The organism is Lysobacter lycopersici (assembly GCF_007556775.1).
Lineage (GTDB): Bacteria > Pseudomonadota > Gammaproteobacteria > Xanthomonadales > Xanthomonadaceae > Pseudoluteimonas > Pseudoluteimonas lycopersici.
In genome coordinates, this window is record NZ_CP041742.1 from 545,701 (window position 1) to 562,393 (window position 16,693).

The following is a 16,693-nucleotide window of genomic DNA, read 5'->3' on the forward strand; positions in this document are numbered from 1 at the left end:
ATCGTCATTCCGGCGTAGGCCGGAACCCAGCTATCGAACATTCGGGACCAAGAGCTGGGTCCCGGCTTTCGCCGGGATGACGAGCAAAACTTATGCGGCCTTCTTCGCCGCCAGCTGCCGCAGCACGAACTGCAGGATGCCGCCGTTGCGGAAGTATTCGACTTCCTTCGGCGTCAACAGCAGCACCTTGGCTTCGAACGCCTTCTTCGAACCATCGGCCTTCGTGGCGGTGACGGCAGCGATCTTCGCCGCGCCATCGTCCAGGCCGGTGATGTCGAAGCGTTCCGAACCATCGAGGCCGAGCGACGCGGCGTTCTCGCCATCCTTGAACTGCAGCGGCAGGACGCCCATGCCGACCAGGTTCGAGCGGTGGATGCGCTCGAAGCTTTCGGCGATGACCGCCTTCACGCCCAGCAGGTTGGTGCCCTTGGCCGCCCAGTCGCGCGAGGAACCGGTGCCGTATTCCTTGCCGGCGAGCACCACAAGCGGCGTGCCATCGGCCTTGTACTTCATCGCCGCGTCGTAGATCGCCAGCTTTTCGCCGCCGCCATCCTTGCCGAAGTACAGGGTGTTGCCGCCTTCCTCGCCGCCGAACATCAGGTTCTTGATGCGGATGTTGGCGAAGGTGCCGCGTACCATCACGTCGTCGTTGCCGCGGCGCGAACCGTAGCTGTTGAAGTCGGCCGGCTGCACGCCGCGCGACTGCAGGAAACGGCCCGCGGGCGAATCCTTCTTGATGTTGCCGGCCGGCGAGATGTGGTCGGTGGTGATCGAATCGCCGAACAGGCCAAGCACGCGTGCGCCGTGGATGTCGTCGATCGAACCGACCTGCATCGTCATGCCGTCGAAGTAGGGCGGGTTCTTGATGTAGGTCGAGGCCTCGTCCCAGGCGAACGATTCGCCTTCCGGCGATTCGATCCGGTTCCAGCGCGAGTCGCCCTTGAACACGTCGGCGTAGTTCTGCGCGAACAATTCCGGACCGACGGTCGCGGCGATGGTGTCGCCGATCTCCTTGTTGCTCGGCCAGATATCGCGCAGGAACACGTCGTTGCCGCTGCCGTCCTTGCCGAGCGGCTGCGTCGTCAGGTCGATGTTCACCGTGCCGGCGAGGGCATAGGCCACGACCAGCGGCGGCGAGGCGAGGTAGTTCGCCTTTACTTCCGGATGCACGCGGCCTTCGAAGTTGCGGTTGCCGGACAGCACCGAGGCGACGACGAGCTCGTTCTCGGCGATGCCCTTGGACACTTCGTCCGGCAGCGGGCCGGAATTGCCGATGCAGGTGGTGCAGCCGTAGCCGACCACGAAGAAGCCGAGCTGCTCGAGGTCGTCGAGTACGCCGGCCTTCTTCAGGTAGTCGGTGACCACCAGCGAACCCGGGCCGAGCGAGGTCTTGACCCAGGGCGCGGCCTTGAGGCCCTTCGCGACCGCGTTGCGCGCGAGCAGGCCGGCGCCGAGCATCACCGCCGGGTTCGAGGTGTTGGTGCAGGAAGTGATCGCGGCGATCACCACCGAGCCGTCGGAGAGTTCTGCGTCCTGGTCCCTGATCCGGATTTTCGATACCGGCTTCGCCGCGAGATGCTCGGCCTGCGGCTGGTCGCCGCCTTCGCCCTTGAGCTCCTCGATCGCGCAACCCACGCCCTTCGGTTTGCGGTTGGCGACCAGCGCCTTGAGCGCTTCATCGAAATTGGCGTGCACGTCCTGCAACAGCACGCGATCCTGCGGGCGCTTGGGACCGGCCAGCGAGGGCTGCACCGTGGCCATGTCCAGTTCCAGCGTCGCGGAATAGGTGGCGTGCGGCGAATTCGCGTCGTGCCACAGGCCCTGCGCCTTGGCATAGGCCTCGACCAGCGCGATCTGTTCCGCGCTGCGGCCCGACAGGTGCAGGTAGTTCAGCGATTCCGCGTCGATCGGGAAGATGCCGCAGGTCGCGCCGTATTCCGGCGCCATGTTGGCGATGGTCGCGCGATCGGCCAACGGCAGGTGCTGCAGGCCATCGCCGAAGAATTCCACGAACTTCCCGACCACGCCGAGCTTGCGCAACATCTGCGTCACGGTCAGCACCAGGTCGGTGGCGGTCGCGCCTTCGGGCAGCTTGCCGGTGAGCTTGAAGCCGACCACCTGCGGAATCAGCATCGACGAAGGCTGGCCCAGCATCGCGGCCTCGGCCTCGATGCCGCCCACGCCCCAGCCGAGCACGCCGATGCCGTTGATCATGGTGGTGTGCGAATCGGTGCCGAACACGGTATCCGGGAACGCCCAGGTCGCGCCGTCGATGTCGCGTTCGACCACCACGCGGGCGAGGTGCTCGAGGTTCACCTGGTGCACGATGCCGGTGTTCGGCGGGACCACCTTGAAGTTGCCGAAGGCCTTCTGGCCCCAGCGCAGGAAGCTGTAGCGTTCCTGGTTGCGTTCGAATTCGATCTTGCCGTTGAGGTCGAGCGCATCGGGACGGCCGAACACGTCGACCTGCACCGAATGGTCGATCACCAGTTCCGAAGGGATCAGCGGATTGATCTGGTCGGCCTTGCCGCCGAGCTTCACCACCGCGTCGCGCATGGCCGCGAGGTCGACCACGCAGGGCACGCCGGTGAAGTCCTGCAGCACCACGCGCGCCGGCATGAACGCGATTTCGGTCTCCGGTTCCTTCGCCGCGTCCCAGTTCGCCACCGCTTCGATGTGCTCGGGCAGCACGGTCACGCCGTCCTCGTGCCGGAGCAGGTTCTCCAGCAGGATCTTCATGGAGTAGGGCAGCTTGGCCAGTCCGCCGAAGCGTTCGCCCAACTTCGGCAAGCTGGAATAAGTGAAGGACTTGCCGTTGACGGCGAGCTGGGCGCGGGTGGCGAAGGAATCGGCCATGGGGGAGAACTCCGGTGGCGGGGCGCAAGGGCCTTGGCTTGTGGATTGCCCGATCGAACCGTCGGGAACGCACCTAGTATGCCAGATTGAATATGACGATAAAAGTATGTATGTTCCTTGCATACTTTCCGGCACGGAGGTGCGCCATGGAAGCCACGGTGGCCGAACGCGGCCAGATCACCCTGCCCAAGGCGGTGCGCGATGCGCTGGGCCTGACCAAGGGCACCACCCTGAAAGTCGAACTCGACGGCGGCCGCATCATCCTGCGCAAGAACGTGGACGATGCGATTTCGCGCGCGCGCGGCCGGTTCAAGCTGGATGGTTTCGCCAACACCGATGAAGCGATGCGCGCGATCCGCGGCCGTGCGCCGGGCGATCCGCTCGAGTCGTTCGAGGTCCTGCGGAAACCGGGCGACAAATGATCGCCATCGATTCCTCCGTGCTGGTCGACCTGCTGGCCAACGGTCACGAAGCCGAGTCCGCCGAGGCATGCCTGCGCCAGTCGCTCAGCGCGGGGCCGGTGGTGGTGTGCGAAGTCGTCCTGGCCGAAGTCTGCACCGCGTTGCGCGATGGTTCCGAGGCGATGGCCGTGCTCGAGGAAATGAGCATCCGCTTCGACTCGCTCGAAACGAAGTCCGCCTTGCGCGCGGGCGAAATGCAGCGCCGTTACCGCCAACGCAGCGGCGGTCGCGCACGCACCATCCCGGATTTCCTGATCGGCGCGCACGCGTTGATGCAATGCAGCGGCCTGATCACCCGCGACGCGGGCTTCTATCGCGATTACTTCAAGGGCTTGAAGCTGATCGTGCCGGCCACCTAGGCCAGCAGCGCGTCGATTCCGGACCGGATCGCCTGCTTGCGCAGCAGGAAATCCCACAGCGTGCCGTCGAGCTGGCGCCACAGCACCGCCGAGCGCAGGGCCGCGAGCAGGGCGGCGCGCACTTCGCCGACGAGGTCGGCCTGGGCGAGGTAGTGCGGATTGCCCTGCACCATGATCCGCGGCCGTAGCGGGCTGATGTGCTCGACATAGACGCGGGCGAGGCCGGAGAGCACTTCGCGGTCTAGCGCGCCGTGCGACTGCATCAGCGGCGCTAGGGTTTCGATCCCCTCGCGCACGCCGCGCACTGCGCCGTCGTCGGCGACGAAATGCCGTTCCACCTGCAACAGCGCCAGCGCCAGCCGCGGCAGCATCGGATCGCGCGCCTGGTTGCCGAAATGCGCGCGCAGGATGCGCAAGCCGGGCGCGACCGCGGCCGTGCCGCCGTAGACCGCCGCCGGCGTTTCGGCATCGATGCGGAACACGCTTTCCACCAGCGGCTGCAGGTGCACGCCATCGGCCTGGCCGGTATCGGCGAGCCGGCGCACCTGGGCCAGCGCCTGGGCCACGCCGGCGAGCGCCAGCAACCGGTCTTCGAACGCGCTCATGCGGCGGCATCCGTGGCGAGGGCAGGGGCGTCGGTGCGTTCGATCACACCGCCGCCCAGGCACACATCGCCGTCGTAGAGCACCAGCGATTGCCCGGGCGTGACCGCACGTTGCGGACGCACGAAGCGCACTTCCACGCAGCCGTCGTCGCGCACAAGCACCTCGCAATCCTCGTCCGGCTGGCGATAGCGCGTCTGCGCGGTGCAGGCGAAACGCGCTGCGGGTGGCGTGCCGGCGATCCAGTGCACCGGTTCCGACCAAAGCATTCGCGATTGCAGCCACGGGCCGTCGTGGCCCTGGTCGACGTACAACACGTTGCGCGCGACGTCCTTGCCGACCACGAACCACGGCGCCTGCGGCCGCCCGCGCACGCCGCCGAGTTGCAGGCCTTCGCGCTGGCCGAGCGTGTAGAAGAACGTGCCGGGATGTTCGCCCACGCGCGCGCCGTCGGGCGTGCGGATTTCGCCTTCGCGCATCGGCAGGTAATGCGAGAGGAATTCGCGGAAATCACGTTCGCCGATGAAGCAGATGCCGGTGGAATCCTTCTTCGCCGCGGTCGGCAGGGCGGCTTCGGCCGCGATCCGGCGCACTTCGTCCTTGTGCAGTTCGCCGAGCGGGAAATGCGTGGCGGCGAGCTGTTCCTGCCCGAGCTGGTGCAGGAAATAGCTCTGGTCCTTGCCGCGATCGAGCGCGCGCAGCAGGCGGAACGCATTGCCTTCGCGCCCGATGCGCGCGTAATGGCCGGTGGCGATTTTTTCCGCCCCGAGTTCACGCGCGGCGTCGAGGAAATGCTTGAACTTGATCTCGCGATTGCAGAGCACGTCCGGGTTCGGCGTGCGCCCGGCGGCGTATTCGGACAGGAAGTGCGAAAACACCCCGTCCCAGTATTCGCCGGAGAAATCGCGGAAATGGATCGGGATTCCCAGCCGGCCACAGACCGCGACCGCATCGCGGCGATCGTCCTCCGCCCGGCAGTCGCCGCTGCCGTCGTCGTTCCAGTTGTGCATGAACAGGCCCGCGACATCGACCCCGGCGCGCTGCAGCAACAGCGCCGCGACCGACGAATCCACGCCGCCCGACATGCCGACCAGCACCTTGCCCGCGTTCATGGCAGCTGTTGCGCGAGTTCCAGCGGGTGCCGGCGCCCGGCGAGGAAATCCTCGACCACCTTCGCCACCAGCGGGCTGCGGTGGCGTTCGCGCATGCCGAACAGTTCCGAAGGCTGGACCCAGAACGCGCGCACGATGCCTTCGTCCAGGCGCCGCGCCGGATCGTGCGCCACCGGCTCGGCAGCGAACGCGAACCGCAGGTAATGGCGCCCGGGATTGCCGTTCAACGACGGCGCTTTCCACTGGTAGGCGCCGACGAAACCGGTCAGGCGCACGTCCCAGCCGGTTTCCTCGCGGGTTTCGCGCAAAGCCGCTTCAGCGAGGCTTTCGTCCGGTTCGAGGTGTCCGGCCGGCTGGTTCAGCACCAGTTGGCCGGAAACGCGTTCCTCGACCATCAGCAGTTGCCCGTCGCGCGCCACCACGGTGGCGACGGTGACGTCGGGCTGCCAGAAGCGTCCCTCGCGGTAACTCATGGGTCAGAGGTCGTCCGATTCGGAATGTTCGAGCTCGAAGTTGTCCGCGGTTTCCGCCGCCAGCGACAGGATCTTGTCGAACTGCTCGGCGGTCAGCTTGCCCGCGGGTACCTTGATCGCGAAGTAGGCACCGTCGCCGCGCAGTTCCCAGGCGCCGAGCTTGAGGCTGCCGCTGGCCTTCAGCAGTTCATTGGCGTCTTCCGCGCTCAATCCATCTTCGCCCGCGGCCAGCGCCGGGGCGAACACGTCGTACACCGGCGTGTCGGCGAAGGTTTCCGGCGTGCCGCCGACGTAGACCAGTTGCGAGCGCTTTTCCTTGGTCCACTCGATCACGATCTTGTAATCGCCGTCCTTGTCGACTTCGTAAGGCGTGTCGGCCTGCTTGAGCAAGGACTCGATCGTGGCATCGGCGGCGCGCGCATGCCCGGGCGCGCAGGCAATGGCGGCGGCGAGGGCGGCGAAAACGATGGCGTGGCGCATGGCGTTGCTCCGGTTTCCCCGGGATCCCCGTCCCGGGTTCGCGGTCATTGTCCGGGCTCGCGGCGATGGCGTCCATCGCCGGCCACGCGGCGGCAGCCTGTAAAATGGATGCATGCCCACCGAACGCGACCACGAGCACGGACACGGCCTGGCGGTGGAAACCGCCAAGCCCGAACTGGCGCGGCCGCCGCTGTACAGCGTGCTGCTGCTCAACGACGACTACACCCCGATGGACTTCGTGGTCGAGGTGCTGGTGCGCTTCTTCGCCATGGACATCGAGCGCGCGACCCAGGTCATGCTCCACGTCCACACCCGCGGCCGCGGCGTCTGCGGCCTGTACACCCGCGAGGTAGCCGAGTCCAAGGTCGCGCAGGTGAACGAATATTCAAGGTTGAACCAGCATCCGCTGCTCTGCACCATGGAAAAGGCGTAGAAGGGACTTGTGCCGGGGCGGTGGCCGCCCCCACATCGTGACCATCGCTTTTTGGAGGTTCACGCCCATGTTCAGCAAGGATCTCGAGCACACCATCGGCCAGTGCTACAAGCGCGCCCGCGAGGCGCGCCACGAGTACATGACGGTCGAACACCTGTTGCTCGCGCTGCTCGACAACCCGTCCGCCGAGGCCGTGCTCAAGGCCACCAGCGCCGACATCCCGCGCCTGTGTGCCGACCTGGAACAGTCCATCGCCGATTCGGTGTCGGTGCTGCAGGACGACATCGAGCGCGACACCCAGCCGACGCTGGGCTTCCAGCGCGTGCTGCAGCGCGCGGTCTACCACGTGCAGTCATCCGGTCGGAAGGAAGTCACCGGCGCCAACGTGCTGGTCGCGATCTTCGGCGAAAAGGATTCGCACGCGGTCTATTACCTCAACCAGCAGGACGTGACCCGGCTCGACGTCGTCAACTACCTGTCGCACGGCATCGCCAAGCACGGCGAGGAAGGCCACGAGGCTGGCGAGGAGCGCAAGGCCGATGGCGAGCAGGAAGGCGAGGCCAAGGGCGATGCGTTGCTGGAATTCGCCAGCAATCTCAACCAGCTCGCGGTCGAGGGCCGCATCGACCCGCTGGTCGGCCGCGCCGACGAAGTCGAACGCACCATCCAGGTGCTCTGCCGCCGGCGCAAGAACAATCCGCTGTACGTCGGCGAGGCCGGCGTCGGCAAGACCGCGCTCGCCGAGGGCCTGGCCAAGCGCATCGTGGAAGGCGACGTGCCAGCGGTGCTGATGGACGCGACCATCTACGCGCTGGACCTCGGCGCGCTGGTCGCTGGCACCAAGTACCGCGGCGATTTCGAGAAGCGGCTGAAGGCCGTGCTCGCGCAGCTGAAGAAGATGCCGAACGCGATTCTCTTCATCGACGAGATCCACACCATCATCGGCGCCGGTTCCGCCTCGGGCGGGACGATGGACGCTTCCAACCTGATCAAGCCCGCGCTGGCTTCGGGCGAACTGCGCTGCATCGGCTCGACCACGTTCGAGGAGTACCGCGGCATCTTCGAAAAGGACCGCGCGCTGGCGCGGCGCTTCCAGAAGATCGACATCGTCGAACCGACGGTGGGCGAGGCGGTGGAGATCCTGCAGGGCCTGAAGCCGCGCTACGAACAGCACCACGGCGTGAGCTACGCCGACGAGGCGATCAAGGCCGCGGTGGACCTGTCGGTGAAGCACATCGGCGACCGCCTGCTGCCGGACAAGGCCATCGACGTGATCGACGAAGCGGGTGCCCGTCAAAGGCTGCTGCCGCCGGAAACGCGCAAGAGCCTGATCGACGTCGAGGAAATCGAGACCATCGTCGCCAAGATGGCGCGGATCCCGGCCAAGCAGGTCAGCACTTCCGACAAGGACGTGCTGCAACACCTCGAGCGCAACCTGAAGATGGTGATCTTCGGCCAGGACCCGGCGATCGAGACGCTGTCCTCCGCGATCAAGCTCGCGCGCAGCGGGCTCGGCAACCCGGACAAGCCGATCGGCAACTTCCTGTTCGCCGGGCCCACCGGCGTGGGCAAGACCGAGGTGACCAAGCAGCTCGCGCTGCAACTCGGCATCGAGCTGGTCCGTTTCGACATGAGCGAATACATGGAACCGCATTCGGTGAGCCGCCTGATCGGCGCGCCGCCGGGCTACGTCGGTTTCGACCAGGGCGGCCTGCTGACCGAGAAGATCGTCAAGACGCCGCACTGCGTGCTGCTGCTGGACGAGGTCGAGAAGGCTCACCCGGATATCTTCAACATCCTGTTGCAGGTGATGGACCGCGGCGTGCTGACCGATACCAACGGCCGCGAGGCGAACTTCCGCAACGTGATCCTGGTGATGACCACGAACGCGGGCGCGGCGCAGGCCGCGCGGCGCAGCATCGGCTTCACCACGCAGGACCACAGCACCGACGCGATGGAAGTCATCCGCCGCGGCTTCAGCCCGGAATTCCGCAACCGGCTGGACGCGATCGTCCAGTTCCAGGCGCTTGGCTTCGAACACATCCTGCGCGTGGTCGACAAGTTCCTGATCGAACTCGAGACCCAGTTGCACGAAAAGGGCGTGAACCTCTCGGCGACGCCGGCCGCGCGCGACTGGCTGGCGCAGAACGGCTTCGACCCGATGATGGGCGCGCGGCCGATGGCGCGGCTGATCCAGGACCGGATCAAGCGCCCGCTCGCCGACGAACTCCTGTTCGGCAAGCTCGCCAACGGCGGCCGGGTTAACATCGATGTCCGCGATGGCGAACTGTTGGTCGAGGCGCAGCCGGAGCCGGAGAAGCTGTTGCCGGCCGTGGTCGAATGACGCCGACTCGCTGAAACGAAAAAGGCGGCCACCGGCCACCTTTTTCATGCGTCATCGCAAATCAGCGATGGCCTGCCTCAACGATGGCGATACGTGATGCGCCCCTTGGTCAGGTCGTAGGGCGTCATTTCCACCTTGACCTTGTCGCCGGTCAGGATGCGGATGTAGTTCTTGCGCATGCGCCCGGAAATGTGGGCGATGATCTCGTGGCCGTTCTCCAGCTTCACCCGGAACATGGTGTTCGGGAGGGTTTCGGAGATCGTGCCCTCGAATTCGATGACGTCGTCTTTTGCCACTGTGGTCCTAGTTACGGGGCCCGCGCCGGGCCCGAAAGCGCGGCATTCTGACACGCGGGGCAGGGGCTTGCAAAAATCCTGTTAAACGGCGTCGAAACCGGGCCGGGCAAGTTCCGGCGCCGGCAGAGCGCCGAAAGCCTCGGCCCACGACCCCGGCTTTTCCGGCTTCGAGCACAGCTCCGCGACGGCGGCAAGGAAGCGCGGGCGTGGCCAGGCTTCGGCCCCGAGCGTGGCGAGGTGCGGATTGCCGACCTGCGCGTCGAACAGTGGCCAGCCCCATTCGCGCAAGCGCAGTGCGAGCGCGGCGAGTGCCGCCTTGGAACCGCCGGGTTCGGCGCTGAACATGCTCTCGCCGAAGAACATCCGGCCGATGGCCACGCCATAGAGTCCGCCGACCATGCGATCACCGTCGCGCACCTCGATCGAATGCGCGTGGCCGAGGCGGTGCAGTTCGGAATACGCAGCCTGCATTTCCGAAGTGATCCATGTACCGTCCTGGCCGGGGCGCGGCATGGCCGCGCAGGCGGAGATCACCGCGTCGAAATCGTGGTCGGCGACGATCCGCCAGACGCTGCGGCGGAACTGCCGGCGCATTCGCGAGGACAGATGCACGCCATCGCTGCGGAACAACGTGCGCGGATCCGGCGACCACCACAGGATCGGCTGGCCATCCGAGAACCACGGGAAGATGCCGTGCGCATAGGCGTTGAGCAGCCGTTGCGGCGAGAGGTCGCCGCCCATCGCGAGCAGGCCGTCGGGCTCTCGCAGCGCCGAATCCGCCGGCGGGAACGGCGACGCCGGATCGATGTCGAGCACGGGCAGGCGCAGGCTCATTTGGCCGCCTTGAATGGCGAACGCGAGGCCAGCATCGCGGCGTAATCGCGCACGCCGCGGCGTTCGTCGCGGCACCAGTCGCGCAAGGCGACGGCGAAGCGCGGGTCGGCGATCCAGTGCCGGCTGCGCACGACCGCGGGAAGGAACCCGCGCGCGATCTTGTGCTCGCCCTGCGCACCGGGCTCGAACCGCGACAGGCCTTCGCGCAGGCAGTAGTCGATGCCCTGGTAGTAGCAGGTCTCGAAATGCAGTCCCGGCACCTGTTCCGATGCGCCCCAGTAGCGACCGTAAAGCACGTCGCCGCCACGCAAACACAGCGCGCCGGAGATCGGTTCGCCGTTGCGTTCGCCAAGCACGAGCACGATCTGCCGCGGCATCGTGCGGGCGAGGTGGTGCAGGAACTCCAGCGTCAGCGCTGGCGAATTGCCGTAGTCGACGAAGGTGCGCAGGTAGAAGCCGTGCATCGCGGCGAGGTCGCCCTCGCTCGCCTCATCGCCATGCACGATGCGGAACTCGATGCCGGCTTCGGCCACTTTGCGGCGTTCCTGGCGGATGTTCTTGCGATGCTTGTGGTCCATCGCCGCGAGGAAATCGTCGAACGACCTCCAGCCGGCATCGCTGCGCCAGTGATACTGCACGTCCTCGCGCGGCACCCAGTCGGAATCGAACAGGGCGTCTTCGCGGTCTTCGTGGAAATTCACGTGCGCGGAGGACAACCCAGCCTGTTGGGCAAAACCGACGATGGCTTCGAGCAACTGTCGACGCAGCGAATCGTCGCGCGCCAGCAGGCGCGGGCCGGTGACGGGCGAGTAGGGCACCGCGCCCAGCCATTTCGGGAAGTAATCCAGCCCGTGCTGCGCGTAGGCATGCGCCCAGGCGTGGTCGAACACGAATTCGCCGTGCGAATTGGTCTTGAGATAGCCCGGCGCCGCGGCGATCAACTCATCGCCATTCCACAGGCCGACATGACAGGGCGTCCAACCCCATTCTTCGCGCAGGCAACCAGTTTCCTCGAGGCCAGCGAAAAACGCGTGCGACACGAACGGATTGCGCCCGTCGTGCAGCGCATCCCAGGCGGCGGCGGGAATTTCGGACAGCGCGCGGTGAATGCGCGCCGTCGGCATCAGTGGTCTTCGTCCAGGAACTTCTCGGCATCGAGCGCAGCCATGCAGCCGAAGCCGGCCGAGGTGATCGCCTGCCGATAGACCTGGTCGGCGACGTCGCCGGCGGCGAACACGCCCTGCACCGAGGTCTGCGTCGCGTTGCCGCCGAGCCCGGTGTTGATGGTGAGGTAGCCGTTCTTCATCGCCAGCTGGCCTTCGAACAACTGCGTGTTCGGCGAATGGCCGATGGCGACGAAGAACCCGTGCACCGGGATCTCGCGGGTGCTGCCGTCCTGCACCGACTTCAGGCGCATGCCAGTCACGCCGGCGTCGTTACCCAGCACTTCGTCCACGGTGTGGTGCCAGACCGCCTCGATCTTGCCGCTCTCGATCTTCGCGAACAGCTTGTCCTGCATGATCTTCTCGGCTCGCAGCGTGTCGCGGCGGTGCACGAGGTAGACCTTGCGCGCGATGTTCGACAGGTACAGCGCTTCCTCGACCGCGGTGTTGCCTCCGCCGATCACCGCCACGTCCTGGTCCTTGTAGAAGAACCCGTCGCAGGTCGCGCAGGCGGAGACACCGCGGCCCTTGTATTCCTCTTCCGACGGGATGCCGAGGTACTTGGCGGTGGCGCCAGTAGCAATCACCAGCGCGTCGCAGGTGTATTCGCCGCTGTCGCCGACCAGGCGGAACGGGCGTTTGGACAGGTCGGCGGTATGGATGTGGTCGAATACCACTTCCGTTTCGAAACGCTCCGCGTGCGCCTGCATCCGCGCCATCAGGTCCGGGCCCATCAGCCCGTGCGCATCGCCCGGCCAGTTGTCGACTTCGGTCGTGGTCATCAGCTGACCGCCCATCTGCAGGCCGGTGACCACGACCGGCTTCAGGTTGGCGCGGGCGGCATAGACGGCGGCGGTCCAGCCGGCCGGGCCGGAACCGAGGATGAGGAGGCGCGTGTGCTTGGTCGGGTTCATGGGGCTGGAGTCGAGGCTCTATAATTTCGCGGAACAGGCATTCCGCATCCAGCGCATAGCTTGGAGGCGGGATCGCCGCGGCACAAGGCGCGATGGCTGCAACGCTGTCGCCCATCCACACCACTGAAGGGAACGAACCATGCGCATCGGCGTACCGAAGGAAACCAAGACCCTCGAAGGGCGCGTCGCGCTGGTGCCGGCCGCCGCCGGCGACCTGGTCAAGCGCGGGCACGAGGTGTGGATCGAAAAGGACGCGGGCGTGAAGTCCGGCTTCAAGGACGAGCAGTACACCAAGCTCGGGGTGAAGATCGCGCCCGACGCCGCCGCGCTGTACGAGAAGGGCGAGCTGATCGTGAAGGTCAAGGAACCGATCGCCGGCGACCTCGCGCTGCTGCGCAAGGACCACTTGCTGTTCTGCTACCTGCACCTGGCCGCGGAGCCGGAACTGACCAAGCGCCTGCTGGACATCGGCCTGACCGGCGTCGCGTTCGAAACCGTGGAACTGCCCAACGGCGACCTGCCGCTGCTGGCGCCGATGTCGGTGATCGCCGGCAAGATCGGCGTGCAGGTCGGCACTCATTTGCTGCACCAGCCCATGGGCGGCAAGGGCAAGCTGCTCGGCGGCCTGGCCGCGACCGAGCGTGGCCGCGTGGTCGTGTTCGGCGCGGGCCGCGCGGGCGGCGCTTCCGCCGCGCTCGCGGCCGCGGGCGGAGCCAATGTCACCGTGTTCGAAATGCGCGAAGACCGCATGGACGAAATGATGCGGCTCGGCAACAACGTCACCGCGCTGTATCCCTACCACGACGTGGTCGCGCGCGAAGTGGCGCGCGCCGACCTCGTCATCGGCGCGGTGCTGATCACCGGCGCCAAGGCCCCGCACGTGATGACCCGCGAAATGCTCAAGGACATGGAAGACGGTTCGGTCGTGGTCGACATCGCCATCGACCAGGGCGGTTGCTTCGAGACCTCGCGCCCGACCACCTGGAAGGACCCGACCTACGTGGAGGAGGGCGTGACCCACTTCTGCGTGACCAATATGCCGGGCGCCGTGCCGCAAACCTCCTCGCAGGCGATCTGCGCGGCGATCCTGCCGTGGGTGAACAAGCTCGCCTCGGGCGACTGGCGCGGCAACGAGGCGCTGGTGAAGGGCATCAATGTCGAAGGTGGGAAAATCATCCATCCGGCGCTGCAGGGCATGAAGTTTTGACGTACGATCAATGGCCTAGGGGATATTTCTAAGGCAAGATCGCACGGTGGCCCGCCCGATCCAGGATTCGACCCGCAGCAAGCGCAGCCGCGCCGCGGAGCCTGCTCCGCAGGCGCCCGGCCGGCTCGCGCGCCTGCGCCAGCACCGGCTGTGGCGCGACATCGCGATGATCCCGGTCGTGTGCGTGGTGCTGTTCCTCATCGCCAGCCTGTTGACCTATTCGTCGGCCGATCCCGGCTGGTCGCAATCGGGCGGGGTGACCAGCGAACTGCACAACTGGGGCGGGCGCATCGGCGCATTCCTCGCCGACGTGCTGTTCTACCTGACCGGCTACGTCGCCTACCTGCTGCCCGTGGTGCTGGGCGCCGTCGCGTGGATCGCGCTGTTCGGCATGGACAGCGATGGCGACGGCGATGCCGACCTCGGTCCGGCGTTCCGGCTGGTGGGCATCGTCGGCTTCCTCGTGTCCGCGACCGGGTTGTTGGCGCTGCGCATCGGCAATGCGGTGGACTTCTCCGCCGGCAGCGGCGGCATCCTCGGCCGACTGGTCGGCAATTCGCTGTACCGCGGCTTTGGCCCGGTCGGCGGCAACCTGTTCCTGCTCGCGCTGCTGCTGGTCTCGATCACCCTCGCCACCGGTTTGTCGTGGCTGGCGGTGATGGACTGGATCGGCAAGCAGGTGCTGGCGATCCCGGCGCGCTTCCGGCAAAAGACCCAGCAGGCGGTCGAATGGCACGACGCCCGCGAAATGCGGGTCGAACGCGAGGAAACCCGGCGCATCGACACCGAACTGCGCGCGAAACGCACGCCGGTGAAGATCGAACCGCCCGCGCCACCGGCGGTGGAGAAGAGCGATCGCGCCAAGCGCGAGCAGCAGATCCCGCTGTTCCACGTCGGCGACGGTTCCGGCATCCCGCCGCTGGCGCTGCTCGACGATCCCAAGCCGCAGGCCAAGGGCTACGACGAGGACACGCTGGAAACGCTGTCGCGGCAGATCGAATTCAAGCTCAAGGATTTCCGCATCGATGCCGAGGTCGTCGGCGCCTACCCCGGCCCGGTCATCACCCGTTTCGAAGTGCAGCCGGCGCCCGGCGTGAAGGTCAGCCAGATCAGTTCGCTGGACAAGGACATCGCGCGCGGCCTGAGCGTGAAGTCGGTGCGCGTGGTCGACGTGATCCCGGGCAAGTCGGTGATCGGCCTGGAAACGCCGAACACGCACCGCGAGATGATCTACCTCAGCGAGTTGCTGCGCTCCAAGGAATACGACAAGTCCGGCAGCCCGCTGACGCTGGCGCTGGGCAAGGACATCGCCGGGCGCCCGACGGTTGCGGATCTTGCACGCATGCCGCACCTGCTGGTCGCCGGCACCACCGGTTCGGGCAAGTCGGTCGCGGTCAACGCGATGGTGCTCAGCCTGCTGTACAAGGCCTCTCCGGCCGACGTGCGCATGCTGATGATCGACCCGAAGATGCTGGAACTCAGCGTCTACCAGGGCATCCCGCACCTGCTCGCACCGGTCGTGACCGACATGAAGGAGGCCGCGAACGGCCTGCGCTGGTGCGTGGCGGAGATGGAGCGCCGCTACAAGCTGATGAGCATCCTCGGCGTGCGCAACCTCTCCGGCTTCAACAAGAAGGTGAAGGACGCGCAGGACGCCGGCCAGCCGCTGCTGGACCCGCTGTTCAAGCCCAATGCCGACCTGGGCGAGGCGCCGCGCCAGTTGGAACCGTTGCCGTACATCGTCGTGTTCATCGACGAATTCGCCGACATGATGATGATCGTCGGCAAGAAGGTCGAGGAACTGATCGCGCGGCTGGCGCAGAAGTCGCGCGCCGCCGGCATGCACCTGATCCTCGCCACGCAACGGCCGTCGGTGGACGTCATCACCGGCCTGATCAAGGCCAACATCCCCACGCGCATCGCGTTCCAGGTCTCGAGCAAGATCGATTCGCGCACCATCCTCGACCAGAGCGGCGCGGAAACGCTGCTCGGCAACGGCGACATGCTGTACCTGCCGCCGGGAACGGCGGTGCCCGAACGCATCCACGGCGCCTTCGTCAGCGACGAGGAAGTGCACCGCGTGGTCGAACACCTCAAGCAGTCCAGCACCGGGCCGGATTACATCGAAGGCGTGCTCGAGGAAGTGCAGCCGATGGGCGAGGGCGTGGTGGTCGGCGCGACCGGACTTCCCGAATCGCACTCCGCAGGCGACGAATCCGATCCGCTCTATGACGAGGCGGTGCGCATCGTGACCGAAACCCGGCGCGCGTCGATTTCCGGCGTGCAGCGGCGCCTGAAGATCGGCTACAACCGCGCCGCGCGACTGATCGAGGCGATGGAAGCCGCGGGCGTGGTGACGCCGCCCGAGCACAACGGCGATCGCAGCGTGCTCGCGCCACCACCGCCACGCGACTGAATGCCTCCAAGCGGGGGAGGGCACGCTTCGCCACGCATTCAGCTTCGAATCGACACACTGCATCCATGCACACACGGAGCACTTCGATGCGCCTTTCCACCATGCTCGGCATCGCCGCGATCCTGGTTGCGACCACCGCCAATGCTGGGGCGCGCGACGATCTCGATGCCTTCACCCACGGGCTCAAGGGCCTGCAGGGCGGTTTCGCGCAGACCGTGTACGACAGCAACGGCGCGAAGAAGGAATATTCGACCGGCCGCGTGTCGCTGTCGGCGCCGCGCCTGTTCCGCTGGGAATACGTCAAGCCGTATCCGCAACTGATCGTCGCCGACGGCAAGACCGTGTGGGTCTACGACCCGGACCTCAAGCAGGTGACGAAACGCATGCAGGGCGCGGCCGAGAGCAATAGCCCGCTCGCGGCATTGATCGACCCGGCGAAGCTGGACAAGGATTACCTCGTCGCCGAAGCCGGCAGTGATGGCGGCCTCGATTGGCTGACGCTGACCCCGCGCGACAAGGACAACGCCAGTTTCGAATCTGCGCGCCTGGGTTTCGACGGCAATGGCCTGAACCGCATGAGTTTCACCGACCTGCTCGGCCAGCGCACCGAAATCGTGTTCGCGAAGTGGGTGCGGAATCCGTCCTTCGGCCGCGGCACCTTCACCTATGTGCCGCCCAAGGATGTGGATGTGGTCGGCGGCGAGGGCTGATTCGCGCCGGAAGCGACCGCGGCTTGCTATCGT

General features: G+C 66.5%; 16 protein-coding genes. 7 read left to right on the forward strand and 9 right to left on the reverse strand.

The features are described from left to right. Window positions 1-90: 90 nt before the first annotated feature. Window positions 91-2,856 carry an aconitate hydratase AcnA gene (gene acnA, locus FNZ56_RS02800; protein WP_143878393.1) on the reverse strand — a complete coding sequence of 922 codons (2,766 nt, stop codon included), beginning with the start codon at window positions 2,854-2,856 and terminating at the stop codon, window positions 91-93. Window positions 2,857-3,002: 146 nt separating this feature from the next. Between acnA and FNZ56_RS02805 the strand changes: the two genes are divergently transcribed. Together FNZ56_RS02805 and FNZ56_RS02810 are read left to right on the forward strand one after the other, a co-directional pair. After that, entirely contained in the window at window positions 3,003-3,278 is a 276-nt protein-coding gene (locus FNZ56_RS02805; protein WP_143878394.1) for an AbrB/MazE/SpoVT family DNA-binding domain-containing protein, read from the forward strand. Then, on the forward strand, window positions 3,275-3,676 hold the full coding sequence (locus FNZ56_RS02810) for a type II toxin-antitoxin system VapC family toxin (RefSeq protein WP_143878395.1): 402 nt from the start codon (window positions 3,275-3,277) through the stop codon (window positions 3,674-3,676). The genes FNZ56_RS02805 and FNZ56_RS02810 overlap by 4 nt, the downstream gene beginning before the upstream one ends. Here the strand turns inward: FNZ56_RS02810 and FNZ56_RS02815 are convergent. Genes FNZ56_RS02815 through FNZ56_RS02830 form a run of 4 tightly spaced genes read right to left on the reverse strand, consistent with a single transcriptional unit; the run spans window position 3,673 to window position 6,343 of the window. Continuing rightward, the gene (locus FNZ56_RS02815; RefSeq protein ID WP_143878396.1) at window positions 3,673-4,281 is read right to left on the reverse strand and encodes a lysogenization protein HflD; all 609 of its coding nucleotides are present in this window, start codon (window positions 4,279-4,281) and stop codon (window positions 3,673-3,675) included. The genes FNZ56_RS02810 and FNZ56_RS02815 overlap by 4 nt on opposite strands. Continuing rightward, on the reverse strand, window positions 4,278-5,390 hold the full coding sequence (gene mnmA / locus FNZ56_RS02820; RefSeq protein ID WP_143878397.1) for a tRNA 2-thiouridine(34) synthase MnmA: 1,113 nt from the start codon (window positions 5,388-5,390) through the stop codon (window positions 4,278-4,280). The genes FNZ56_RS02815 and mnmA overlap by 4 nt, the downstream gene beginning before the upstream one ends. Continuing rightward, the gene (locus FNZ56_RS02825) at window positions 5,387-5,863 is read right to left on the reverse strand and encodes an NUDIX hydrolase (protein WP_143878398.1); all 477 of its coding nucleotides are present in this window, start codon (window positions 5,861-5,863) and stop codon (window positions 5,387-5,389) included. The genes mnmA and FNZ56_RS02825 overlap by 4 nt, the downstream gene beginning before the upstream one ends. A gap of 3 nt (window positions 5,864-5,866) precedes the next feature. Then, window positions 5,867-6,343 carry a hypothetical protein gene (locus tag FNZ56_RS02830; protein ID WP_143878399.1) on the reverse strand — a complete coding sequence of 159 codons (477 nt, stop codon included), beginning with the start codon at window positions 6,341-6,343 and terminating at the stop codon, window positions 5,867-5,869. A 112-nt stretch (window positions 6,344-6,455) separates the two neighbouring features. On the opposite strand from FNZ56_RS02830, the gene clpS reads away from it, so the two are divergent. Continuing rightward, window positions 6,456-6,776, forward strand: a complete 321-nt coding sequence (clpS, locus tag FNZ56_RS02835) for an ATP-dependent Clp protease adapter ClpS (RefSeq protein WP_143878400.1) — start codon at window positions 6,456-6,458, stop codon at window positions 6,774-6,776. 67 nt (window positions 6,777-6,843) lie between these two features. Beyond that, complete coding sequence (gene clpA / locus FNZ56_RS02840; protein ID WP_143878401.1) at window positions 6,844-9,120, forward strand: ATP-dependent Clp protease ATP-binding subunit ClpA; 2,277 nt, start codon at window positions 6,844-6,846, stop codon at window positions 9,118-9,120. Between the two features lie 77 nt (window positions 9,121-9,197). On the opposite strand, the gene infA is transcribed toward clpA, so the two are convergent. The 4 genes from infA to trxB form a co-directional block, all read right to left on the reverse strand. Further along, window positions 9,198-9,416: a translation initiation factor IF-1 gene (gene infA / locus FNZ56_RS02845; RefSeq protein ID WP_143878402.1), complete on the reverse strand. Its 219-nt coding sequence runs from the start codon at window positions 9,414-9,416 to the stop codon at window positions 9,198-9,200. 81 nt (window positions 9,417-9,497) lie between these two features. Beyond that, a complete protein-coding gene (gene aat / locus FNZ56_RS02850) occupies window positions 9,498-10,250 on the reverse strand; it encodes a leucyl/phenylalanyl-tRNA--protein transferase (protein ID WP_143878403.1) in 753 nt (250 codons plus the stop codon). Further along, window positions 10,247-11,374 carry a GNAT family N-acetyltransferase gene (locus FNZ56_RS02855; RefSeq protein WP_143878404.1) on the reverse strand — a complete coding sequence of 376 codons (1,128 nt, stop codon included), beginning with the start codon at window positions 11,372-11,374 and terminating at the stop codon, window positions 10,247-10,249. The genes aat and FNZ56_RS02855 overlap by 4 nt, the downstream gene beginning before the upstream one ends. Beyond that, complete coding sequence (trxB, locus tag FNZ56_RS02860; protein ID WP_143878405.1) at window positions 11,374-12,327, reverse strand: thioredoxin-disulfide reductase; 954 nt, start codon at window positions 12,325-12,327, stop codon at window positions 11,374-11,376. The genes FNZ56_RS02855 and trxB overlap by 1 nt, the downstream gene beginning before the upstream one ends. A gap of 139 nt (window positions 12,328-12,466) precedes the next feature. On the opposite strand from trxB, the gene FNZ56_RS02865 reads away from it, so the two are divergent. The 3 genes from FNZ56_RS02865 (at window position 12,467) to lolA (ending at window position 16,660) form a co-directional block, all read left to right on the forward strand. Beyond that, window positions 12,467-13,534, forward strand: a complete 1,068-nt coding sequence (locus FNZ56_RS02865; protein WP_143878406.1) for an alanine dehydrogenase — start codon at window positions 12,467-12,469, stop codon at window positions 13,532-13,534. Window positions 13,535-13,667: 133 nt separating this feature from the next. Continuing rightward, window positions 13,668-15,950: a DNA translocase FtsK gene (locus FNZ56_RS02870; protein ID WP_246064773.1), complete on the forward strand. Its 2,283-nt coding sequence runs from the start codon at window positions 13,668-13,670 to the stop codon at window positions 15,948-15,950. 86 nt (window positions 15,951-16,036) lie between these two features. Beyond that, window positions 16,037-16,660, forward strand: coding sequence for an outer membrane lipoprotein chaperone LolA (lolA, locus tag FNZ56_RS02875; RefSeq protein ID WP_407070497.1), 624 nt, complete (start codon window positions 16,037-16,039; stop codon window positions 16,658-16,660). Window positions 16,661-16,693 lie beyond the last annotated feature (33 nt).